General features: G+C 44.4%; 14 protein-coding genes and 1 pseudogene. 8 read left to right on the top strand and 7 right to left on the bottom strand.

The window, feature by feature from the left end:
- Positions 1-6 precede the first annotated feature (6 nt).
- The 6 genes from ACE04G_RS04385 to ACE04G_RS04360 all read left to right on the top strand — a co-directional run bounded on the left by ACE04G_RS04385 (position 7) and on the right by ACE04G_RS04360 (position 6,999).
- The gene (locus ACE04G_RS04385) at positions 7-864 is read left to right on the top strand and encodes an aldo/keto reductase (protein ID WP_449003660.1); all 858 of its coding nucleotides are present in this window, start codon (positions 7-9) and stop codon (positions 862-864) included.
- Positions 865-1,438: 574 nt separating this feature from the next.
- Entirely contained in the window at positions 1,439-2,149 is a 711-nt protein-coding gene (locus tag ACE04G_RS04380; RefSeq protein WP_221819997.1) for a response regulator transcription factor, read from the top strand.
- On the top strand, positions 2,146-3,147 hold the full coding sequence (locus ACE04G_RS04375) for a sensor histidine kinase (RefSeq protein WP_221819999.1): 1,002 nt from the start codon (positions 2,146-2,148) through the stop codon (positions 3,145-3,147). Before ACE04G_RS04380 ends, ACE04G_RS04375 begins: the two co-directional genes overlap by 4 nt.
- Before the next feature lie 97 nt (positions 3,148-3,244).
- Complete coding sequence (locus tag ACE04G_RS04370) at positions 3,245-4,015, top strand: ABC transporter ATP-binding protein (RefSeq protein ID WP_221820000.1); 771 nt, start codon at positions 3,245-3,247, stop codon at positions 4,013-4,015.
- Positions 3,990-5,885 (top strand): FtsX-like permease family protein, encoded by a 1,896-nt coding sequence (locus tag ACE04G_RS04365; protein WP_221820001.1) that lies wholly within the window; start codon positions 3,990-3,992, stop codon positions 5,883-5,885. The genes ACE04G_RS04370 and ACE04G_RS04365 overlap by 26 nt, the downstream gene beginning before the upstream one ends.
- A 541-nt stretch (positions 5,886-6,426) precedes the next feature.
- A complete protein-coding gene (locus ACE04G_RS04360; RefSeq protein WP_260632680.1) occupies positions 6,427-6,999 on the top strand; it encodes an undecaprenyl-diphosphatase in 573 nt (190 codons plus the stop codon).
- A gap of 448 nt (positions 7,000-7,447) precedes the next feature.
- Here the strand turns inward: ACE04G_RS04360 and ACE04G_RS04355 are convergent, their stop codons facing one another.
- The 5 genes from ACE04G_RS04355 to ACE04G_RS04335 form a co-directional block, all read right to left on the bottom strand.
- Positions 7,448-8,188 carry an ABC transporter permease gene (locus ACE04G_RS04355; protein ID WP_221820002.1) on the bottom strand — a complete coding sequence of 247 codons (741 nt, stop codon included), beginning with the start codon at positions 8,186-8,188 and terminating at the stop codon, positions 7,448-7,450.
- The gene (locus ACE04G_RS04350; RefSeq protein WP_221820003.1) at positions 8,185-9,141 is read right to left on the bottom strand and encodes an ABC transporter ATP-binding protein; all 957 of its coding nucleotides are present in this window, start codon (positions 9,139-9,141) and stop codon (positions 8,185-8,187) included. The genes ACE04G_RS04355 and ACE04G_RS04350 overlap by 4 nt, the downstream gene beginning before the upstream one ends.
- 228 nt (positions 9,142-9,369) lie before the next feature.
- Entirely contained in the window at positions 9,370-11,511 is a 2,142-nt protein-coding gene (locus ACE04G_RS04345) for a peptidase domain-containing ABC transporter (protein ID WP_221820004.1), read from the bottom strand.
- Between the two features lie 31 nt (positions 11,512-11,542).
- Complete coding sequence (locus ACE04G_RS04340; RefSeq protein ID WP_221820005.1) at positions 11,543-14,626, bottom strand: type 2 lanthipeptide synthetase LanM family protein; 3,084 nt, start codon at positions 14,624-14,626, stop codon at positions 11,543-11,545.
- A 233-nt stretch (positions 14,627-14,859) separates the two neighbouring features.
- Positions 14,860-15,051 (bottom strand): hypothetical protein, encoded by a 192-nt coding sequence (locus ACE04G_RS04335; RefSeq protein ID WP_221820006.1) that lies wholly within the window; start codon positions 15,049-15,051, stop codon positions 14,860-14,862.
- Positions 15,052-15,374: 323 nt separating this feature from the next.
- On the opposite strand from ACE04G_RS04335, the gene ACE04G_RS04330 reads away from it, so the two are divergent.
- Both ACE04G_RS04330 and ACE04G_RS04325 read left to right on the top strand, forming a co-directional pair.
- On the top strand, positions 15,375-15,656 hold the full coding sequence (locus tag ACE04G_RS04330; protein WP_221820007.1) for an HTH domain-containing protein: 282 nt from the start codon (positions 15,375-15,377) through the stop codon (positions 15,654-15,656).
- Positions 15,617-15,822, top strand: a pseudogene (locus ACE04G_RS04325) (IS3 family transposase); the annotation flags it as partial. The gene ACE04G_RS04330 and the pseudogene ACE04G_RS04325, both read left to right, overlap by 40 nt.
- A 169-nt stretch (positions 15,823-15,991) precedes the next feature.
- On the opposite strand, the gene ACE04G_RS04320 reads toward ACE04G_RS04325, so the two are convergent.
- Both ACE04G_RS04320 and ACE04G_RS04315 read right to left on the bottom strand, forming a co-directional pair.
- Entirely contained in the window at positions 15,992-18,091 is a 2,100-nt protein-coding gene (locus ACE04G_RS04320; RefSeq protein ID WP_047840901.1) for a glycosyl hydrolase family 18 protein, read from the bottom strand.
- The gene (locus ACE04G_RS04315) at positions 18,092-19,663 is read right to left on the bottom strand and encodes a chitinase (protein WP_253504235.1); all 1,572 of its coding nucleotides are present in this window, start codon (positions 19,661-19,663) and stop codon (positions 18,092-18,094) included.
- Positions 19,664-19,930: the final 267 nt, after the last annotated feature.

Below are 19,930 nucleotides of genomic sequence, written 5' to 3'. Positions count from 1 at the left end.
AATCTCATGACAACAGCTCAAACCGCACAACATTTACAATCCACAGTAACTCTGCATAACGGTGTTTCTATGCCTTGGTTCGGACTTGGTGTATTTAAGGTAGAAGAAGGATCTGAACTGATTGAAGCCGTGAAAAATGCGATTAAACATGGATACCGCAGCATTGATACTGCTGCAATATACGGCAATGAAGCCGGTGTTGGACAAGCGATTGCAGAAGCTTTGCAAGAAAACAACCTGAAACGCGAAGAACTGTTTGTTACATCTAAAGTATGGAATGCAGACCTCGGATATGAAGAGACACTTGCGGCTTTTGATACAACCTTGAACAAACTGGGACTGGAATACCTGGACCTGTATCTGATTCACTGGCCTAAGGCAGGCAAATACAAAGCAGCCTGGAAAGCAATCGAGGAACTGTACGCGGCTGGTCGCATTAAAGCTATTGGTGTAAGCAACTTCCAAATTCATCATCTCGAAGACCTGATGCAGGATGCCAAAGTGAAACCGATGGTCAACCAGGTGGAATACCACCCTCGCCTGACTCAGGTTGAGCTTAAGGCGTTCTGTGAGAAGCATGGTATCCAGCTTGAAGCTTGGTCGCCTCTAATGCAAGGTCAGCTGTTGGACAACCCAGCGCTCACGGCGATTGCTTCAGACAAAGGTAAATCGGTTGCACAAGTCATCCTGCGTTGGGATCTGCAAAATGGAGTCATTACTATTCCGAAGTCCACCAAGGAAAACCGTATTATTGAAAACTCCTCCATCTTCGACTTTGAACTTTCAAATGAAGATATGGATCAGATCAGTGCTCTGAACGAAGATGTACGCGTTGGACCTGATCCGGACAACTTCGATTTCTAAATTGAAGTTGTCCACATGATTCAGGGTTGATTTACAGCAAAAATAAGTAGGGCAAAACCTCCAACTCTCATTATGTACGAGAGTTGGAGGTTTTTTGACGTGGATTCACATCAAAGCCGATATTTCTATAAAGTCTGTTCTAAGCATACGCACTTTCGAATCATGTACTCCACTCCCTGTGCCTTGGATCAGAACAATGACAACTTCATCTTCCCCATCTGCATCTAAATCAACGACCGATATTTGAGGATAAAAGGAGGGATTTGCTACATTGCCCCATTTGAAGGTTTTCGTTTCACCATTTATTACGATCTGCTGAATTTTAGCTGCCTCGCCTTCCAAATCCTTAAGGTTAACGTCAGTAAATTATATCCATTATAGCGAATGTTGTTCGTTCTCCTATCCTTAGATTCGATGGGCTTGTAACGATTATCAGCAATTATGTTTATGTTAATATAGAGACAGTCGCCCCATTCACTACCTCGGCTGCGAGCGGGTATGCCGCGCTAGGGGCAAGTGGAGCAAACAAACTGTGCTTCTTATGGACACGATGACGCAGAGGAGGAGAGTTGCAATGTATCGCATATGGATTGTGGAGGACGATCCGAATTTGGCTTCGCTTTTACAGGCTTGTCTGGAAAAGTACAACTTAACAGCGCAGTACGCGGACGATTTTGAAGATATAATGGCGCAGTTTCAGCATTACGAGCCCCATCTTGTACTGCTGGATGTCAATCTGCCGAGTTACGACGGGTATTACTGGTGCCGGCAGATCCGCAAAGTGTCTACCTGTCCGATCATCTTCATCAGCGCCCGCTCAGGCGATATGGATCAGGTAATGGCGCTGGAGTACGGAGCCGATGACTATATGACCAAGCCGTTTCACCATGAGTTGGTCATTGCCAAGGTGCGCAGCCAGTTGCGGCGGGTGTACGGTGAATATGCGGGGGATGCGCGGGAGAAAATGGTCGAGCAAGGCGGGCTCGCCCTCTATCCGGAGCGGCTGGAGCTGAAGTGGCGGGGCGCGACTGTCGCATTGGCGCGCAAGGAGGCGGATCTGCTGGACCTGCTGCTTCTACGCTACCCGCTGGTCGTTACCCGCGAAGCACTGCTGGATAGGCTGTGGGACGATCAGCAGTTCGTGGACGAGAACACACTGAACGTGAACATCGCGCGTGCCCGCAAGAAACTTCAGGAGATCGCGGTTGCGGGCAGTATCGAGACGGTGCGCGGGTCCGGATACAAGCTAGTGCTGGAAACGGACGAATTGGGTGAACCCAAATGAAGCTACTAATCCGTGAGCATTGGCCCATGTTTGTTATGCATCTTGTTCAGTTGACGCTGGTTGTGGCGATCTACTGGCTTGACGGCTATCGCAACGTGTACACCGCCCTCTATTCGATATTTCTTGGCATGGTCACCTTGCTAGTTTATACTGGTTGGCGCTATATCAGCCATCGCAAGATGTACGATCGGCTTGCGGAGCCGCTAAATGAGCTGGATAAGTCTGCGGCTGGTTCCGGCAACAGTGCCCCCATCGCGCAGGCAGTCGACCAACTGCTGCAGGCGCAGTATGCACTGTACATGACTCGTATCACAGAGATGGAGCGGCGCCGCCGTGAGCATTCGACATTCATTACCCAATGGGTCCACCAGATGAAAACGCCGCTTTCGGTTATCCACCTGCTGACCGAAAACGAGAGCGACCGGCGGCAGGTCGACATCCGCGACGAAGCAGACCGAATCCAGTGGGGGCTAGAGACAGTACTGCACGCGACCCGGTTGGAGACGTTTGAGGAGGATTTCCAAGCGGCGCATGTGCCACTTAAACGTGTTGTGCGAAAAACGGTCAATGAACACAAGCGGCTGTTCATTGTCAATAATCTATACCCTCAAGTTCAGATGGACGATGAACTGACGGTGCCGACCGACGAGAAGTGGATCGGGTTCGTATTGACCCAATTGCTGTCGAACGCGATCAAATACTCTGCTGGCTGCGGCCGGACCGTCGCCATTCGCGCCTGGCGGCAAGGCGCGAAGACGGTGCTGGAGGTGGCAGACGAAGGCATCGGTATTCCGCTAGCCGACTTAAAGCGGGTGACTCGGCCGTTCTACACTGGTGAGAGCGGCCGCAAGTTCAGGGAGTCGACGGGAATGGGGCTGCATCTGGCACAAGAAGTTTGCAACCGACTGGGCCACGAGCTGGAGATCGATTCTACCGTTGACGTTGGCACCCGGGTGCGGGTTTATTTCTTGACTGCGGTCAAGCTTACATCGATGTAAGCTAAATGTAATCTTCGTCGATTGGTTTGCTCGGCGAGCCCGCCGTATACTTGAGGTGGAGAACAAGAAATCACCAGCTACATGAAGGAGCGAGGATATGGAACTTCTGCGAACAACTCATCTGGGCAAGATTTACAGCGGCCAGGTCATGCACCGGGCACTCGGCGATATATCGTTCAGCGTCGAGAAGGGCGAGTTTGTCGGCATTATGGGGCCATCGGGCAGCGGCAAGACGACGCTACTACAGTTGATCGCGACGATCGACAATCCGACTTCCGGTGAAGTGCTCATCGACGGCCAGAACCCACACCAATTGGGCCACAACGCGCTCGCCCGGTTCCGCCGACAACAGCTTGGATTTATTTTTCAAGACTACAATCTGCTTAACACACTGACAATTTTAGAAAATATCGTGCTGCCACTGACGCTGGAAGGTGAGAAGGTGCGCACGATGGAGGAGAAGGCGCAGAGAATCGCTGACAGGCTTGGGATCGCCTCCATTCTGGACAAGTGGCCCTATGAAGTATCTGGCGGACAGGCGCAGAGAACGGCCATCGCCCGGGCGATCATTCACGAGCCGAAGCTGCTGCTGGCTGATGAACCGACAGGTAACCTCGACTCCAAATCATCTCGGGACGTTATGGAGACGCTGACGGCGATCAACCGGGCGGACGGGGCGACAATGCTGCTTGTCACGCATGACGCGCTAGCGGCCAGCTACTGTCACCGTGTGCTGTTCATCAAGGACGGTGAACTCTACAACGAGATTCACCGCGGGGACAGCCAGCAGGCGTTCTTCCAAAAAATCATCGATGTACTGTCACTGCTTGGAGGGAATGCGCATGACCTTTCAACAATTCGCGTTTAATAACGTCATGCGCAACAAACGCCTGTACATAGCGTATTTTCTCAGCAGCGCATTTGCGGTGATGGTGTTTTTCGTCTATGGCGTTTTCGCCTTTCATCCGGGGCTGGCAACGAGAGAAATCGGCAGTCCGGTAACGATCGGATTACTAGTGGCGCAGATGCTCATCTACCTATTCTCATTCTTCTTTGTCCTTTATTCAATGAGCGCTTTTATCAAGTCGCGCAGCCGAGAGTTCGGATTGCTGGTCATGTTCGGCATCACCAATATGCAGCTCCGGAGGCTCGTATTTATCGAAAATATTGTGATTGGTTTCGGCGCCACGCTGACTGGCGTCGCGTCCGGGCTGGTACTATCCAAGATATTGTTGCTTGCGGCGGAGTCGCTGATTGGGATGGAGGAAGAGCTCCCCTTCTACATGCCGTACCGAGCGCTCGTTCTGACCTTTGCCGCGTTCATGCTGCTTTTTCTGGGCATCTCGCTATTCACGGTGCTGTTCTTTCGTGGCAACAAGCTGATTGACCTACTCAAAGGATCCACCAAGCCCCGGCCTGAGCCCCGCGCTTCGATCTGGCTGTCACTCGCGTCGCTCGCACTGATCGGTTGTGGATATGGTGTGTCGCTGGTCGTCGAAGGCTTGATGGTCGTGTATGCATTGCTGCCAGTGACAGTGGCGGTCGTCGTCGGGACGTACTTTTTGTTCACTCAATTGAGCGTATATACGATCCGCGGCTTGAAGCACAACCGGAGGCTATACTGGCGACGAACGAACTTGTTGTTTTTCAACGATCTTGCATATCGGATGAAGGACAATGCCCGCACTTTTTTCCTTGTGACGATCCTGTCGACTGTCGCTTTCTCAGCAATCGGTGCCCTAGTCGGGTTCAAGACGATCCTTACTGAGTCGATTGAAAAACCGTTCGCCTTTGAATATATCTCGTATGCGGGGAACTCTCCGGAACAGGCCGCCTCGGCGGTGGATGTGATCGAACATAAACTTTTCGTGGAGGGAATTCCCTTCACGAAGCTACAGGCCGAGCTGCGCTCTTACAAACGAGCCGAGAGCAACGAAACGGTGATGATCGTCAGCGAGTCAATGTACAACACATTTGCCGTTGTCGCCGGGGATCAGAAGTTGAAACTAGGAGCGAACGAAGCGGCTATCGTCCAGTACAACTCAATAGACGGAAGAGGCGAATCCTTCGACGAGCAGGAGCTGGCCGTGGAAGGCGGCGGAAAACCACTGTTGATCACACAGAGTGCCTCCTTCTTAATGTCGGAGTACATGTCGAAGTACAACAAGTACTATGTCATGAATGATGACCGCTACGAGCAGCTGCCAGAGCCGCAATCGTCCGAGGGCTACTATGTGTTCGCAGTCAGTGACTGGAAGGCGACAGAAGCAGTCGGCCAGCAGCTGAACAATGAGATTGGCCACTCCAAGAATGATAGCTTCTTCTCACTCGCGTTCCACATCAAGCAGTTGCTTCAGAGCTATAGCGCAGTGATGTTCGTTGGGTTGTTCGTTGGCGTGGTATTCTTTGTGGCGTCCGGCAGCTTCCTCTATTTCCGACTGTACACGGATCTGGATGATGACAAGGCGAAGTACGCTTCAATCATGAAGCTCGGGCTGACCAGCCGTGAGCTGTCGAAGATCGTCACTCGCCAGATGGCTATTCTGTTCTTCCTGCCGATTGCCATCGCGCTCATTCACGGTGCAGTGGCACTGACGGCACTGCAGGGCATGTTCAATTTTTCGCTCATCAAAGAGTCGATAATCGTGTTGAGTGCATTCGCGATCATTCAAATCGTGTACTTCCTAGTTATCCGCAGCGGCTATTTGCGGCAGCTTCGGTCCGGTGGAACCGGATAATCTCGTATTAAAGAACGGTTACAAGGGGACGATTTGTACGACCTGTTCATGCAAAGAGACAGAAGAGTATAGCAGATTGCCGATAGAGGACGTCCTGTAAACGTATTATCGTAATGTTGATATTCCTGTTTTTCGGGATTACGTCATGTGGCGTCATCTAACAGCTAAGAATCGGTATTATGTTGGGTGAAGTTAGCTGTTTCTATTGTCGGCCCCGACGATGTTTATTACAACATGCGCAAAAAAACTAACTGCGTGTAAACCATTATTTTTACAGTTGTGTTTGAGATGGCGAATATAGTATCGCAAACTATGACTATAAAGCGATTTTTCCATAGTCAGTCGTGCATTTGATTGCGGAGTTCCTGCATACCCTTCGTTCTACTCTTATGTGTCTCTTTATGCTGCTGCCGTTAGGACTAGTGGCAACAATTGCCTACTTCAAAAAAATGGATAATCACTGAGGTAGGCTGGTTGGTGTTCTCCATTGTAAGTTGGAAATTCAGGTGGAGGTGGGATTTTGTTTCAATGGGATATTGATATGTTCCGGACGATTAATGATCTGGGCAAACAGTTTACTTTTCTGAATCCAGCTGCTGTATTTGTGGCGGAATATATGCTGTATGTACTAGCGTTAACAATGCTTGTTTATTGGTTCACCCGCAGCAGCCGGAATCGGATGATGGTTATCCAGGCAGGGCTTGCTTTTGTTTTGGCAGAGATCATCGGTAAATTGGTAGGCAAGTTTTATGAGCATTATCAGCCGTTCGCGGTATTGCCAAATGTCAACAAACTCCTAAACCATGATATAGATAATTCTTTTCCGAGCGATCATACGATTTTGTTTTTTTCCATCTCTGTCTCCTTCTGGCTTGTCCGGAGAAAGGGTGGGTGGCTCTGGCTGGCGCTTGCTTGTTGTGGTGCTGTCTCCCGCGTTTGGGTTGGAGTTCATTATCCAATAGATATCGCAGTGGGAGCGTTGATTGGCATCATTTCAGCTTTGTTCATCTATTGGTTGGCACCAAAGCTTGGGATTATCAGGCGGTTTCTGGCTTTATATGAAAAAATGGAACAGCGCGTATTACCTGTCCAACGTAAGTCTGGTAGTATGTAAATTCCCGCCAGTACCAGGTTTGTTACGATATGTCGAAACAATTGCTATGTATCTGGTCTTAAACAAAAATGCGCAAAACGTACACTGTGTAATTAAATCCAGTAAACTCACCGATTTCCGTACACTAAGGAACGCAGCACAAAGCCAATTATATGGTATTTCTTCTTGTTATTCAGGCCAAACCAACCAAGGAGAAATAAGCAGGTATTATCTTTAGTGGTTTGTAGCGCACAATAAAAAGCGGTAGCAGGTCTAGAACTTCTTGGTTCCTAGATTGGCTACTGCTTTTTTTACGAGTCTTTAATAAGTGGATTTATGATTTTGATCCCTTTATTTTGCCGAATGATTGTTCCTTTCAGCGTAAAGTACAAAAAAAAGCCTAGTTATGTTGGCTATCATAGCCACAAGGCTTCAAGTCATCCTACAGCCCTTAAGCTCCGAATGATATTTATTCTGCCCCTCTCTCCTTAACGAAGAACCATAATCCAATTGCAAAGAAAAATATAATATAGATGATGTCTATCATTAACGATATAGGTAAGCCAACTAATTCTGATTTATGTTGTGATGTGCTCCAGTAGACACTTAAATCATCGTGATGAATGAATAGAATGTGCGTCCATGATATGGATAAAAGGCTATTTTCAAATATTAACTGAAAAAAGTATAACACTAAGCTTCCGCCTACCCCGAAAGCAGCTGATCTCGTCCATACGCCTATAAATGACGCTAAGCTTGCATATAGGCAGCATTGCAATACGAGAGCTCCGATAATGTATATAACAACTGTCATGTCCCCCCATTGAATGTTTTGTGGAACTGCTAAGAGATTTAATACCAAAGAAATCAGGAATATACTAAAAACACCCGAACTGATGAGCAAGATCATCGCAACAATTTTGGCAAAATACAACCGTAAGCGCGAAGAAGTATGCAGAAATAGCTGTTTCAGAGTACCATAATGATACTCATCCGTCCAAATAAGAGGGGACATAACTATCGCCCAAGGTAAAATAACAAGCATTCCCGATAAACTAAGCAAAGAACCTACCATTTGAGCCACTGTAACATCAGCCTCAAGACCACTGATGTACGACGAAGACAACAGTAACGTCATCACAATAAAACCAAGGTGTGAAAAAATAAAGACTTTTTTATTCACTATCTTCAAACATTCATTCCATATCAACTTAACTCACCCCCATCTTGCACAGTTGTCCATTCTAAAAACTTATCCTCTAAACTGGTATGTGCCTGGAACACCCGATGAACGTTCACATTAGCATCACATAATGTTCGGATGAGCTTTGGAACTTGACCTTCATCAATAGCTATTGTAATAGTATACAGGTGGTTGGATAATTTATCCAATTGCTTATATTCCAATGCATTTTGATCATGCCTATACAAGTTGGCCATAACTTCTCTTGTTCGCTCAATGTTATCAATATGAAGAGTAATACAGAAGATGTCATCATTTATACCCTTACCAATTTGCTGTTCTGTCACTAAACGACCATGCTGTATAATGATCACTCTGCGCGCCATCTGCTCGATCTCTGATAGTTGATGGCTAGAGATTACAATTGCTACTCCCAAGTCGGCAGCTATTCGATTTAAGTAGTTTCGTGTTTCCCGCACACCAGCAGGATCGAGTGCATTCATTGGCTCATCCAAAACTAGCAACTTTGGCTTACGTAGTAGTGCTTGTGCTATACCCAGTCTTTGCTTCATTCCCATGGAGTATGTGCCTACTCGCTGCTTAAGCGCATATTCTATCCCGACCAGGCTAGCCACCTCTGACAGCCACTCTTTACTTGCATTTCTGTGCAACCGCTGATATTGGCGTAGATTTTCATATCCGCTTAAATATGGATAGAATGCAGGGGCTTCAATCACGGCCCCCACATTAGGGAGGGCTTTAGAGAAATTAGTCTTAATGCTATAACCTGCGATATGAATGTCCCCGGCACTTACTTTGCTTAGACCAACCATCATCTTCATCGTCGTTGTCTTGCCCGCTCCATTGGCACCAAGTAGTCCGATAATCTCCCCTGCTGCCACATCAAACGATATGTCTTGTACAATCAACTTGCCCTTAATTTCTTTCGTTAGGTGTTTTACCGATAATATCGTTTTCAAATGTCTCCCTCCTCAATGTATCTGTGCAACTCAATTTTGTTTAATTCAACAAGAAAATCCTTTATATTACAGATTGTAATATACTTTACAGCATCTTATCTAGAAAATAAAAAGAGCCCATGGTCTAATCCGTGTAGAATAAAGTCACAAACAACTACATTCACACAGGAGAATAAGTCCATGAGATCCTCACATCTACTTGATTGAAAACCCGCCATATAAAAACAGTTATGAACTCATTTCTTGATAGTAATATTGATAATAGCTTGAAGTATGTAACAACTGATTGTGATTTCCTACATCACAAACCCTTCCATTCTCCAAGACAATAATCATGTCACTGTTCATAACGGTCGATAACCGATGGGCAATCACAATTCGTGTGCATTTAATACTTGATAAATATGCATCTACTCGAGCCTCAGTTATATGATCCAATGCACTCGTTGCTTCATCTAATACAAGTATTGATGGGTTATTTAAAATTGCCTTGGCTAAGGCGATTCTTTGTCGTTGTCCTCCTGAAATATTTCTACCCATTTCAGCTAAAACTGTCTGATATTGCATCGGCATCGACATAATTTCATCGTGAATATTTGCTGCTTTTGCTGCCCGCACTACTTCATTCATAGTTACACCATCCTGGTGCATGACAATATTATCAAAAACACTACGATTGAATAATGATATATCCTGCGGCACTATCCCCATCTGTTTACGTACGTATTGCATGTCCAAATCCGATGTTCCATAACCATCATAGTATACCTCACCGGATATCGGGGCAAATAACCCAATTATCAAATGAGCTAAAGTTGATTTTCCAGAGCCAGATTGTCCAATAATGGCTATCTTCTGTCCTAATTTGATGTGTAATGAAATGTCATTTATAACGATCGGACTATACTTTGAATAGGAATAGCTAACATGTGATAGTCTGATGTCACCTAGTACTTTTAATTGCAGTTTACCTTCATTCTGCTCAGGTGGAGCTTCCAACACGTCATGAATTCGTTTCAAAATAGTAGTCGTAAGAATATATGAATTTATCGTATTCATGAGGCTTGATGATGTAGTAAAAAGAAGAGTCGCAATCGCTTGAAATGAGACAACCATACCAACAGTCATAGAACTGTATTCCCCTGTAATTAACATAACGCCGATACTTAGCACAACGAGTGGTGACATAAATTGCAATCCATTGCTAATTGTTGTAATGTAGCTATTCAGATTTTCCTTACGGCGGTATACTTGCAATAAATGTTTGAATTTATTAAGCCATTGGGAATATACTTGTTGTTCTGTCCCTGATATTTTCACACCCATAATACCGTACAGCATCTCTGTCTGCACTGCTTGTACTTCTGTCGTAGCCACCACTTGTTGCTGATTAATCTCGGCTACATATTGTTTAGTGAAAATTACTAACAAAATATTTATACTCACAAGCAAAAATACAATCATCGCAAGCAATGGAGATATGAACAACATATAACCAGACAATACAAATAACATGAAGCTATCCAATATACCTGTAATCAGAGCGCCTGACAGCTGATTTCGAATTGTGACCAAGCTATTCATTCGAAAAAGCATGTCCCCATACGAGCGCAGTAAGAAGAACGGAAAAGGTAACTTCAATAAATGTGAAAAAAAGCGTGTCTGCATCTCATAGTCCAAAGCATTGTGTAATCGAACCAAAACACGACTGCGCACGAATGTAATTATCATGTAAGCAAGTAGAAAACTGACTACAGATATAAAAATCATTATAGATAAACTGGATTTTTTAGGGATCATAACTTCATCAATAACATGCTTCATGAATAAAGGCATACCTATAACTATGAATTGCAAAGCTAGTGTAATAAGAAAAACATATACAAACAGATTTTTATGCGCTTTTACATGGACTAAAACATCTAACCAAATATTTGGGCTTTTCTCAATGTCGATTTGTTCGGTTAACCCCACTGTCATTAAAAATCCAGAAAATTGCTCGCTGAAATTCTTTAATGACAGCTTAATTCTCCCAAAACGTGGGTCAACAATACGGGCATAATTATTATCTATCTTTTCCAAAACTACAAAATGACCTTGGTTCCAATGCAGAATGGCTGGTAAAGAAACTTGCTGTAATTGAAATTGATCAATATGTTCAATGCGATAAGCTTTTACATCATAGCCTAAGCTCACAGCAATTTTCTTTAGTTGCAACAGCGTTGTACCATCTCGTCCAACGTCTGCCCGTTCACGTAGGCGAGATAATGAAATCTCTTTCTTATGGTATGCAGATATCATTGCAAGGCAACAAAGTCCACACTCTGACTGATGCATCTGCTCGACATAGGGTACACGCCGACGAGCCATTACATTCTCTCCCTTCTACTTTGATTTAAGATCACACAGTTAGCCTTGAGATGGAAGGGAAGAATTTATCATTTTCCAGGTTTAAAATATTAGGAACTCTTTCCGGAAATGCCTGTTTTAATAGCCCAAATCCAATACCCGAAAGACCACCCATTAATCCTTTAATATCAAATGCACGATGGACACCTGTGTTATTCCATGGTTGATCATTTAGAAGTCTGAGCAGATACGCTCTGACTATATTGATAGTATCCTCATTACGCTCCAAAACTGAATTAGCATAAAGTAATATTTCCAATTGTCCAAAATCACCATGACAATAGACAGGTTCTGTCCCAAAGCCTAATTTAAGAGTTGTTTCAAGCGCAATATTAATCTCTTGATCAATATGTGCATCCCAATATCCATTTTCCAACAATCGTAGTCGAGATAATAATATACCCGGTGCACCATGACACCATGTTACCCTTGCGGTATCATTAGGAGTAATCCAATTTTTCAATTCAGCACTATAGTTTGCACGCTCATACTGTAAACCTTTTTCAATATATTCAATGTACTTTTTATGTTGAGTGACCCTATATAACGATGATAATGAAGCAATAATTCCAGATACGCCATGGGAATACCCTACATAAGGCTTACTATTTGGTGTTGTCAACCAAATCATACTACCATCTGGCAAGGTTTGAGCATTCTGAAGCAAATGTTCAGCGCATTTCTCTGCACCTTGTAGCGCCTGTTTCCATCCGGTTCCATGATATACATGTAAAAGCACATCAATAGCTCCAGCTGCACCACCGATATAATCGAATGAGGTATCTTTATCAATGAGGTTACAGTAATAAGGAAGAAATTCTTTAACAGTTTGTAGTAAATCTTCATCATTCCATAAGCGTGATAATTGATAGGTAGTAAATACGCCACCACCAATGCTACCAACTTCAAATACCCCAACGTTTAACGATACATCATTTGATTGATACGTATTTCTCATAATTTCAATCAACGGCTGCAAAGCTTTTCGGGCCATATCTTTATAATTGTTATTTGTAGTTAGTTCAGATAAATAACCCAAAAATAAAGCAATTCCGCCATTCCCATTATAAAGATCATTTCCTACAGGAACGAGTCTCAGTTTTCTTTCATCCTCACTATTGGCTACTAAGCCAATCCATGTTATATCATCAGCTGCTGGACTTGAAGATATAACTGCTGATTGAACTAAACTTTCTCCAATTGAAATAGCTAATTGGACATACTCGTCTTTCCAATTAGACCCTAACACGTCGTTTGATTTTATAAATTGAATTTCAGGAAAACAATAAGTATAAAGATCAGGCTTAGATGACAAAACAGACATATTTAATAACTGTAACTGTTCTTTTAGGTCCTTCTCGCCCATTTTATCGATTTTGTTTATTACAACCTCTATACCTGATTGTTCAAATAACTGAGGGATTCGTTCATTATTAGATGACCAAGCATCTCTTTCGGACGGAGAAGTGTAAAAGATAGGGATATCCCCGTCTTCAATATCACGCATCTCGTGGGAAACAAATTTTAAATGTTTAGGATCGGCTAAGCATTGTAACCATAATCGATGCAAAACAACTTTACGATCTAATTCATCTCGTAATAAGTCAGGATGGTATAGGGTACGCATTAATTCACCATACGCTCTAGTATCTCGCACGATTACTCTAACTCTAACATCATCAAACTCTCGGATCATTTCTTTCAGTCTGTGCTTGTTTTCCATCATAATCCTGTAAGCTTGAGCAAAACCTTGTTCAATGTCGTCAATATAACGATAACTATCTACAACTTCATTATTATAATATGGAAGATTATAGGTCTTACTAGATTCTCCCTCCCCTTTTTCTAACCTCATTCGGTCTGTCCCTCTGTGAGTGAGATTCAGTACATTTGGTACTTTTTTTCCACCGTGTCCGAAAATACCACTGATGTCTATACCGGAGTACGTATCTGACTTAAAAATGTACTGTGGTAACATGCCAGAAGACATCACAGAATGAGATATAATTTCATATGCATGGCCACTGGCGTTATGTTCAAATTTCTTCGTACTTATATGTCTATGAAATAAGGATTCTAGATCAATTACAACAGGGCTAGATCCATGCGCAATAATATTCTCATAATGGAAGTCTGTGGCGTTAAACATATACATTATAGCCAAATTTACGCCCATGTTTTTGTAAAATCCACTAATTTCCTCAGTGGAATTGCACTCAGAATGCTCTACAAACTCTGTCCAGCCATAACTTCCACAATCTAAATTTTTTATCATTTTTGTGTGAGGAACGCCAAAATGCTGCATCCAAGACAAAATTTTGTAATATTCTTTATCAACTCTTAATGAACGAGGTTTATATACTAATTTGCCTCCTGTTGTAAACTCTAGAATCGTTACACTTCGTCCATCATGAGTATCACCTGCCCCAATATGTAACTGGACAAGCTTACCGAACTGGTTGACATCAGGCATATGTGAAACAATTTTTGGATAGTCAGCCTTGAACCTATCTAACACTTCACTAACATGGGCTGTCCATTTTTCAGTTATACGAAGCAATGAACGTATTAACACTGGGTATTCATTGGCCAATTGTCTTAAATACTCTTTATCATGTAGCAAATTTTCAAAGTACTGGTACCTCTGTTCTGGAGTTTCTCCTCTCAAAAGTCCCTGATTACTTAATACATTCAATTCCAATATTAAAGTTTTGTAACTGCAATCCATGATTCTTTCGAATAAAGAAGAAAGTAGCCTTTTAAAAAAAGAACTACTTGTATGTAAAATACGAGAATCTGAATCACTGATGTTTTCTTCCAATTTATTGATAGCAAGTAAGAGGAAACGTTCAGTAAATCCCCAAAATTCAGGCGGAGTAGCGGGAATATATTCATCCATTGAGTCAATTAGCAACAAATTTTCCCATTTCAATTCCCATGATGAGTCAATTTTTTTTATATTTGAAATAGTATCGACTTCTAAATTTGACACTTCTTTGAGACTTTTTTCCAAATATTCTTCTTTATCATAGAAAAATTTTGCCCAATATTTTATCTTTTCACTAGTATTTATCAATGTATAATAACAACCTTTCGATAATTTAGAAGAAACAGATAATTGATATACCTACATGGATAAGAGGGCATTTCTAGCTGTATCCTCGGCAGCATCATTTATAATGCTCCGATAATATCAGCAGAATGCCCTCCTTATAAAATCCATGTCAAACCTAACTGCATTATCATTCTGTTACTACCGTGTATCAACTAGCCCAATGATTGCAATAACATTTAAATTTCAGCTGTTTATTAACATACCCATGTCCATCCTGGGGTACAATCAGCCGTAATGCTCTTAACACAATTACCATCTGTAAAGCCTTGTGCCTGAGCACCACCAGCCACTGTATCCATCTCAGTGTCTGTCAATTCAGATAGCACACTTCCTACTGGATTATATGTAGCTGCATTAGTATTTTCCATTTGATTTTTCAATTTCATAGTTTTCACCTCCTTTCATAACTCATCCTGCTCAGCAGGGTATTCATTGTTCAATATGATAATAGTGTTCCAATTGGTTCTTAAGTACCAATTACTTATATGGGCAATATTACCATATATATTTATGGAAGTAAATAGATTTAATAGATATATTTAAAAATATTTAGATATAATAAGTTTATTTGGAGATTCATATACATTTATATCGAAATTTAGTAGTTATACATTTCAAATTTTTTAACCTCATGAAGCTAATTAAAGGACTGATCCTAAAGAAACTAAAATCAATCACATAAAATTCTTTGAATACGAGATTGCTCAGAATGAGCAAAGGATTTAGCGAAGTAGAGCAACTTTCTGTAAACCTCTATGTGAAATCTGTATCGACCAAGGGAATAGCGTATACGGACGAATTCAAACAAATCTTTATTGCATCGAATCAACAAGGACAGCTGCCCAGAGAAACTTTTGAGTCTTGTGGATTCGATGTTCAGATCATCGACATGACCCGGATTAACGCCGCAGCCGACCAACGGAGAGCAAGTTACCAGGAACAAGGAGAACAGGAACTCACTACACTCATCCAGATTTTCAGAAGACAGTGAAACGTATGGGGCTTGGTCAATCGATGTCCAGACGAGGGAACTGCTGGGATACCGCACCGCAGGAGTCGTTCTTTGATCATTTTAAGGATGAAATCTCGTTAAAGAACTGCGCCAAACGGGATGAAGCCAAACAAGAAGTTAAAGCCTATATGTCTACTACAACCACTGGACTAAAGATCCCTAGTGTTGGCTTGTTGGCCTCAGCCTACCTTTTGCCGGATGCTAACTACGGCGAGTGTTTCATTCACATGAGAGAAAAACCACCGGATCAAAGATCGGCGGTTTTTCGTGTCTACTGCACGTTTCAATTCAAAATGTGGTAATCCATTTTTTAACTATTGAACCTGCCACAATGCAGGGACATTGGATGGTTCCCACCCAGACAAGGATGTGTGGGACTGCAAACATTTATACGTCTTACCGCTATAGGTGACCAGCTGTCCTACAGTATAGGCTGTATTCGCCTGCCAGGCGGAAACGCCCGGATTTGTCGTTCCTGCTGTTGTTTTCACGGTCACCGCATTGCTCGCAGCAGAACCATTCCCCGCCGCATCCTTTGCTTTTACCGTAAATGTATACGAGGTATCCGCTGCAAGCCCACTGATCGTTGCTGTCGTTCCCGTCACGGATGTCGCCAGAGCCGCTCCGTTGTACACATCATAACTCGTTACACCCACGTTATCCGTAGATGCCGCCCAGCTCAGCGTTATGCTGGATATTGTTTGCGCGGTTGATGCCAGATTCGTCGGTGCAGTTGGTGCTTGCGTATCACCTCCCGGTTGAGTCGTAGTGCTCACGTTTACAACATTACTGGCTGCAGACAGATTGCCTGCCGCATCTTTTGCTTTGATCGTGAAAGTATAGGAAGTACCCGCGGACAGGCCGCTGATTGTTGCGGTCGTTCCGTTGACGGAGGCAGCAAGATTGGCACCATTGTAGACGTTATACCCAGTAACCCCCACATTATCCGTTGAAGCATTCCAGGCCAGCGTCACCGAATTGGCCGTCACACCTGTCGAGCGGGCATTACCGGGTACACTTGGCGCCGTCGTATCTGCTGGAGGCACTGTACCTCCAGTAGGCAGATCGGCTTTCAGTTTATTTTGGAGTGTTTTGTTCCGGTCACCGCTAAGCTCCCAGAACATCGCTCCGCCGAGTCCTTTGCTTTTGATATAAGCGGTTTTATATCCAATAGACTCCGCATCGTCATAGCTAATAAATCGCTTGTTGGTCGCATTATAGAGATATGGCACCTTGGCAATGTCATTCCAGTAACGCGTGTACCCGTTTTTGTTAATGTAGTTAGTCTCCAGATCATAGAAATCAAAGGAGCCTGCTTCCCATGTTCCAACGGAAGAACCTCCCGCGCAGGTCTGATACTGGCCATTACTCGCCTGTGCGCATCCATCCCAGCCACGTCCATAGAACGGAACACCAAGCACAAGTTTAGCGGCTGGTACGCCTGCATTCAAATGTCCTTGTGCTCCGGTAGCCACATTAAATGTATTGGCATCTGGCACCCCAGCAGCCGAAGCCGCAGGGTCATAGTTCAACGGCGCGTTATGCGCGCTGACTTTTTGCCAGGCCCCGTTAAAATCGTATGTCATAATATTAATCCAGTCGACGATGGCAGCTATATTGGCAAGCTCAGTATTCGCAGCATAGGTCGTCGATGCACCGCTTGCAATCGTAAGCAGATACTTCTTGCCGTCCACAGCTCCGGCAGCATCCAGCTTCTCACGGATTTTGCTCAGAAGCAGTGTGTAATTTTGCTTATCCTCAGGACGTTTGCTATTACCATCAAGTCCGCCTGATACCGGATACTCCCAGTCCAGATCTACTCCGTCAAAATTGTATTTCCGCAGGAAGTCGACGGCAGAGTTTGCAAATACCTCTCGCGTTGCAGCAGTCGCAGCTACATCAGAGAAGCGGTTGGACCATGTCCATCCTCCCACGGAGATGATTGTCTTCAGATTAGGATTGATCTGTTTCAGCTTGTTAAGCTGATTGATATTGCCTGCAATGGGCTGATCCCACGTATCCCCTGCAAATGTCTTTCCGGTATCGATCCATGGATCGCCAAGCACAATCGTTCCATTCGGTACATTGATTGTCTGGCTCTTCTCATTCTGACACGTCCAGGTCACCGGGTTAGGGCCCGAAGGGTCCGGATTTCCATGAACACCATTCCAGCAAATATCGGCAAACGCATAGTTGATATGCGTGACTTTGGTTGGGTCGATGTCCGTTACATTATAGTTTCTCCCATACGCAGCCCAGGACGGGTAGTAACCAACAATTTTATAAGAATCTGCAGCTGCTGCCGTAGCGGGTTGGAGCACAAAGGAAGGAATAATGACGGATAAGAGCAGGGATAGACCCAGGAGAAACTTTGCGGTTTTCTTGAAAGCAGTGTGTTTATTTAAATGTATCATCTAATACACAACCTCCTTTGTCGTTTGCGTGCTAAAACCATTCAGGAATGAACGATGTGCGCTCGAAAACTGGTTATTCGTATATGCATCCCAGTTGATTGACCAGGTCATAATCCCTTTTATCCCCGCATAGCCCGCAGGCTGGAGCAAGGTATAGGAACCGCCGTATGACACACCTTTGATTAGGTAATTCAGTGCCTTTTGCAGCTCGGCTGGCGTTGTATAACCACCTCCAGCAGCCTGCTGGGAAGCCGGTACACCGATGGCAATCTGATCCGGTCGTAAGGGACTAAAGAATGGGCCTGTGCTGCCGCCTACATGAAAGCCTTGAAGCAACATCTCCGCCATGGCCACATGGAAATCAGCTGTTCCCTGGGCGTAAGAGCGCCCATCCAGCCCCACCATGGAGCCCGTGTTATAGTGCTGCACATGAAGCAGGGTCAGGTCATTACGCAAGGCATGGATGACTGGCAAGTATGCTCCCCAAGGACCGCCGTAGCTCAGATATCCACCCTGTACATAGGCCGTCTCCGGCGCAGCCGTCAGGATGAAATTGGCGCCGAAGTGTGACTTAACCGCTTTCACGCCTTGGATGAGGTTAACAATTTTCGGTGTAGTTGGACTACGGAAATCGGTATCCCCTGCATTCAGAGACAGGGAGCTTCCTTCCAGATCGATATCTAGACCATTGAAACCATACGTGGAAATGATTGATTTTAACGAATCTTCGAACTGCTGTCTCTTGGTCGCATCGGTGAGCTCAATGGTACCGTTGGCTCCCCCCATGGATAGCAGTACTTTTTTCCCCTGGCTTTGCAGATAGGCAATATCGGATTTGAATTCGGCTACCGATGCATTGTATGGAGTAAAAGCAAGCGTTCCGCTGCCATGTGAAATCGGTTCGGCAAAGGAGACATTAATGACGTCATAGGCTGTTGATACGTTACGAAGTCTGATATTGGTTGAACCATTGTCGAAGTTATGCCAGTAGCCGATCAGCCATTTGCCGCCGGTTGGCCCAGGATTGGAAGATCCATTGGAAGTTGTCACACTGAGGGAGGTGCTCGCAGCGGATATATTGCCTGCGGCATCTTTGGCTTTTACCGTAAAAGCATAAGTCGTGCTAGCTGTCAGTCCAGTGACTACAGCTGTTGTAGTTGAAGTACCTGTCACAAGAACGCCGTTCCGGTACACCTCATACCCCGCCACGCCCACATTATCCGTGGATGCATTCCAGGAAAGACTCACGGAGGTGTTCGTGATGGAGGATGAAGTCAGACCCGCAGGAACAGAAGGTGGTGCCGTATCTGGCGTTGGCGTTTCCCCTCCCGAACCTTCCCCGACGTATTTCCACAACGCGGGCACAACAGAGGGCTCCCATCCGGTCAACGCCGTGTGGGCCTGAATACACTCATAATCTTTATTTTGATATGTTACGAGGTCTCCTTTCTTGTATGCGGTGCCTGCCTGCCACTGGGCGGCGGCATCGGCTCTCGGTGCAAACCACGAAATAAGTAGAAGAAATGTCAAAGCAAATGTAATGACCGGGCGGAATCGAACAGCTTGATTCAAGCAAAATCCCTCCTGTACTAAGGATACGTTCACCTTGCAAACAAAACTTCAATTGTCCACCTGCATCTGATCTGTGATCGATTAGAGCCAACCTCATTCAGCCATCTGATGTTGCGTGTCACTTCACTCCCTTCCCTTACCAAAGTGGACCTTCCCTCTCGTGTTCTTTTTTTGCAGACACCATCCAAATTTTACAGGGAATTTACAGATCCTCACCCTGTATTTAATCAGTAAACTGCAAAAGAGATAAGGGATAAAATAGTTCTA

Source organism: Paenibacillus sp. AGC31 (assembly GCF_057334655.1).
Note: the sequence above shows the minus strand (reverse complement) of the source record. Positions and strands in the feature narration are given on the sequence as shown.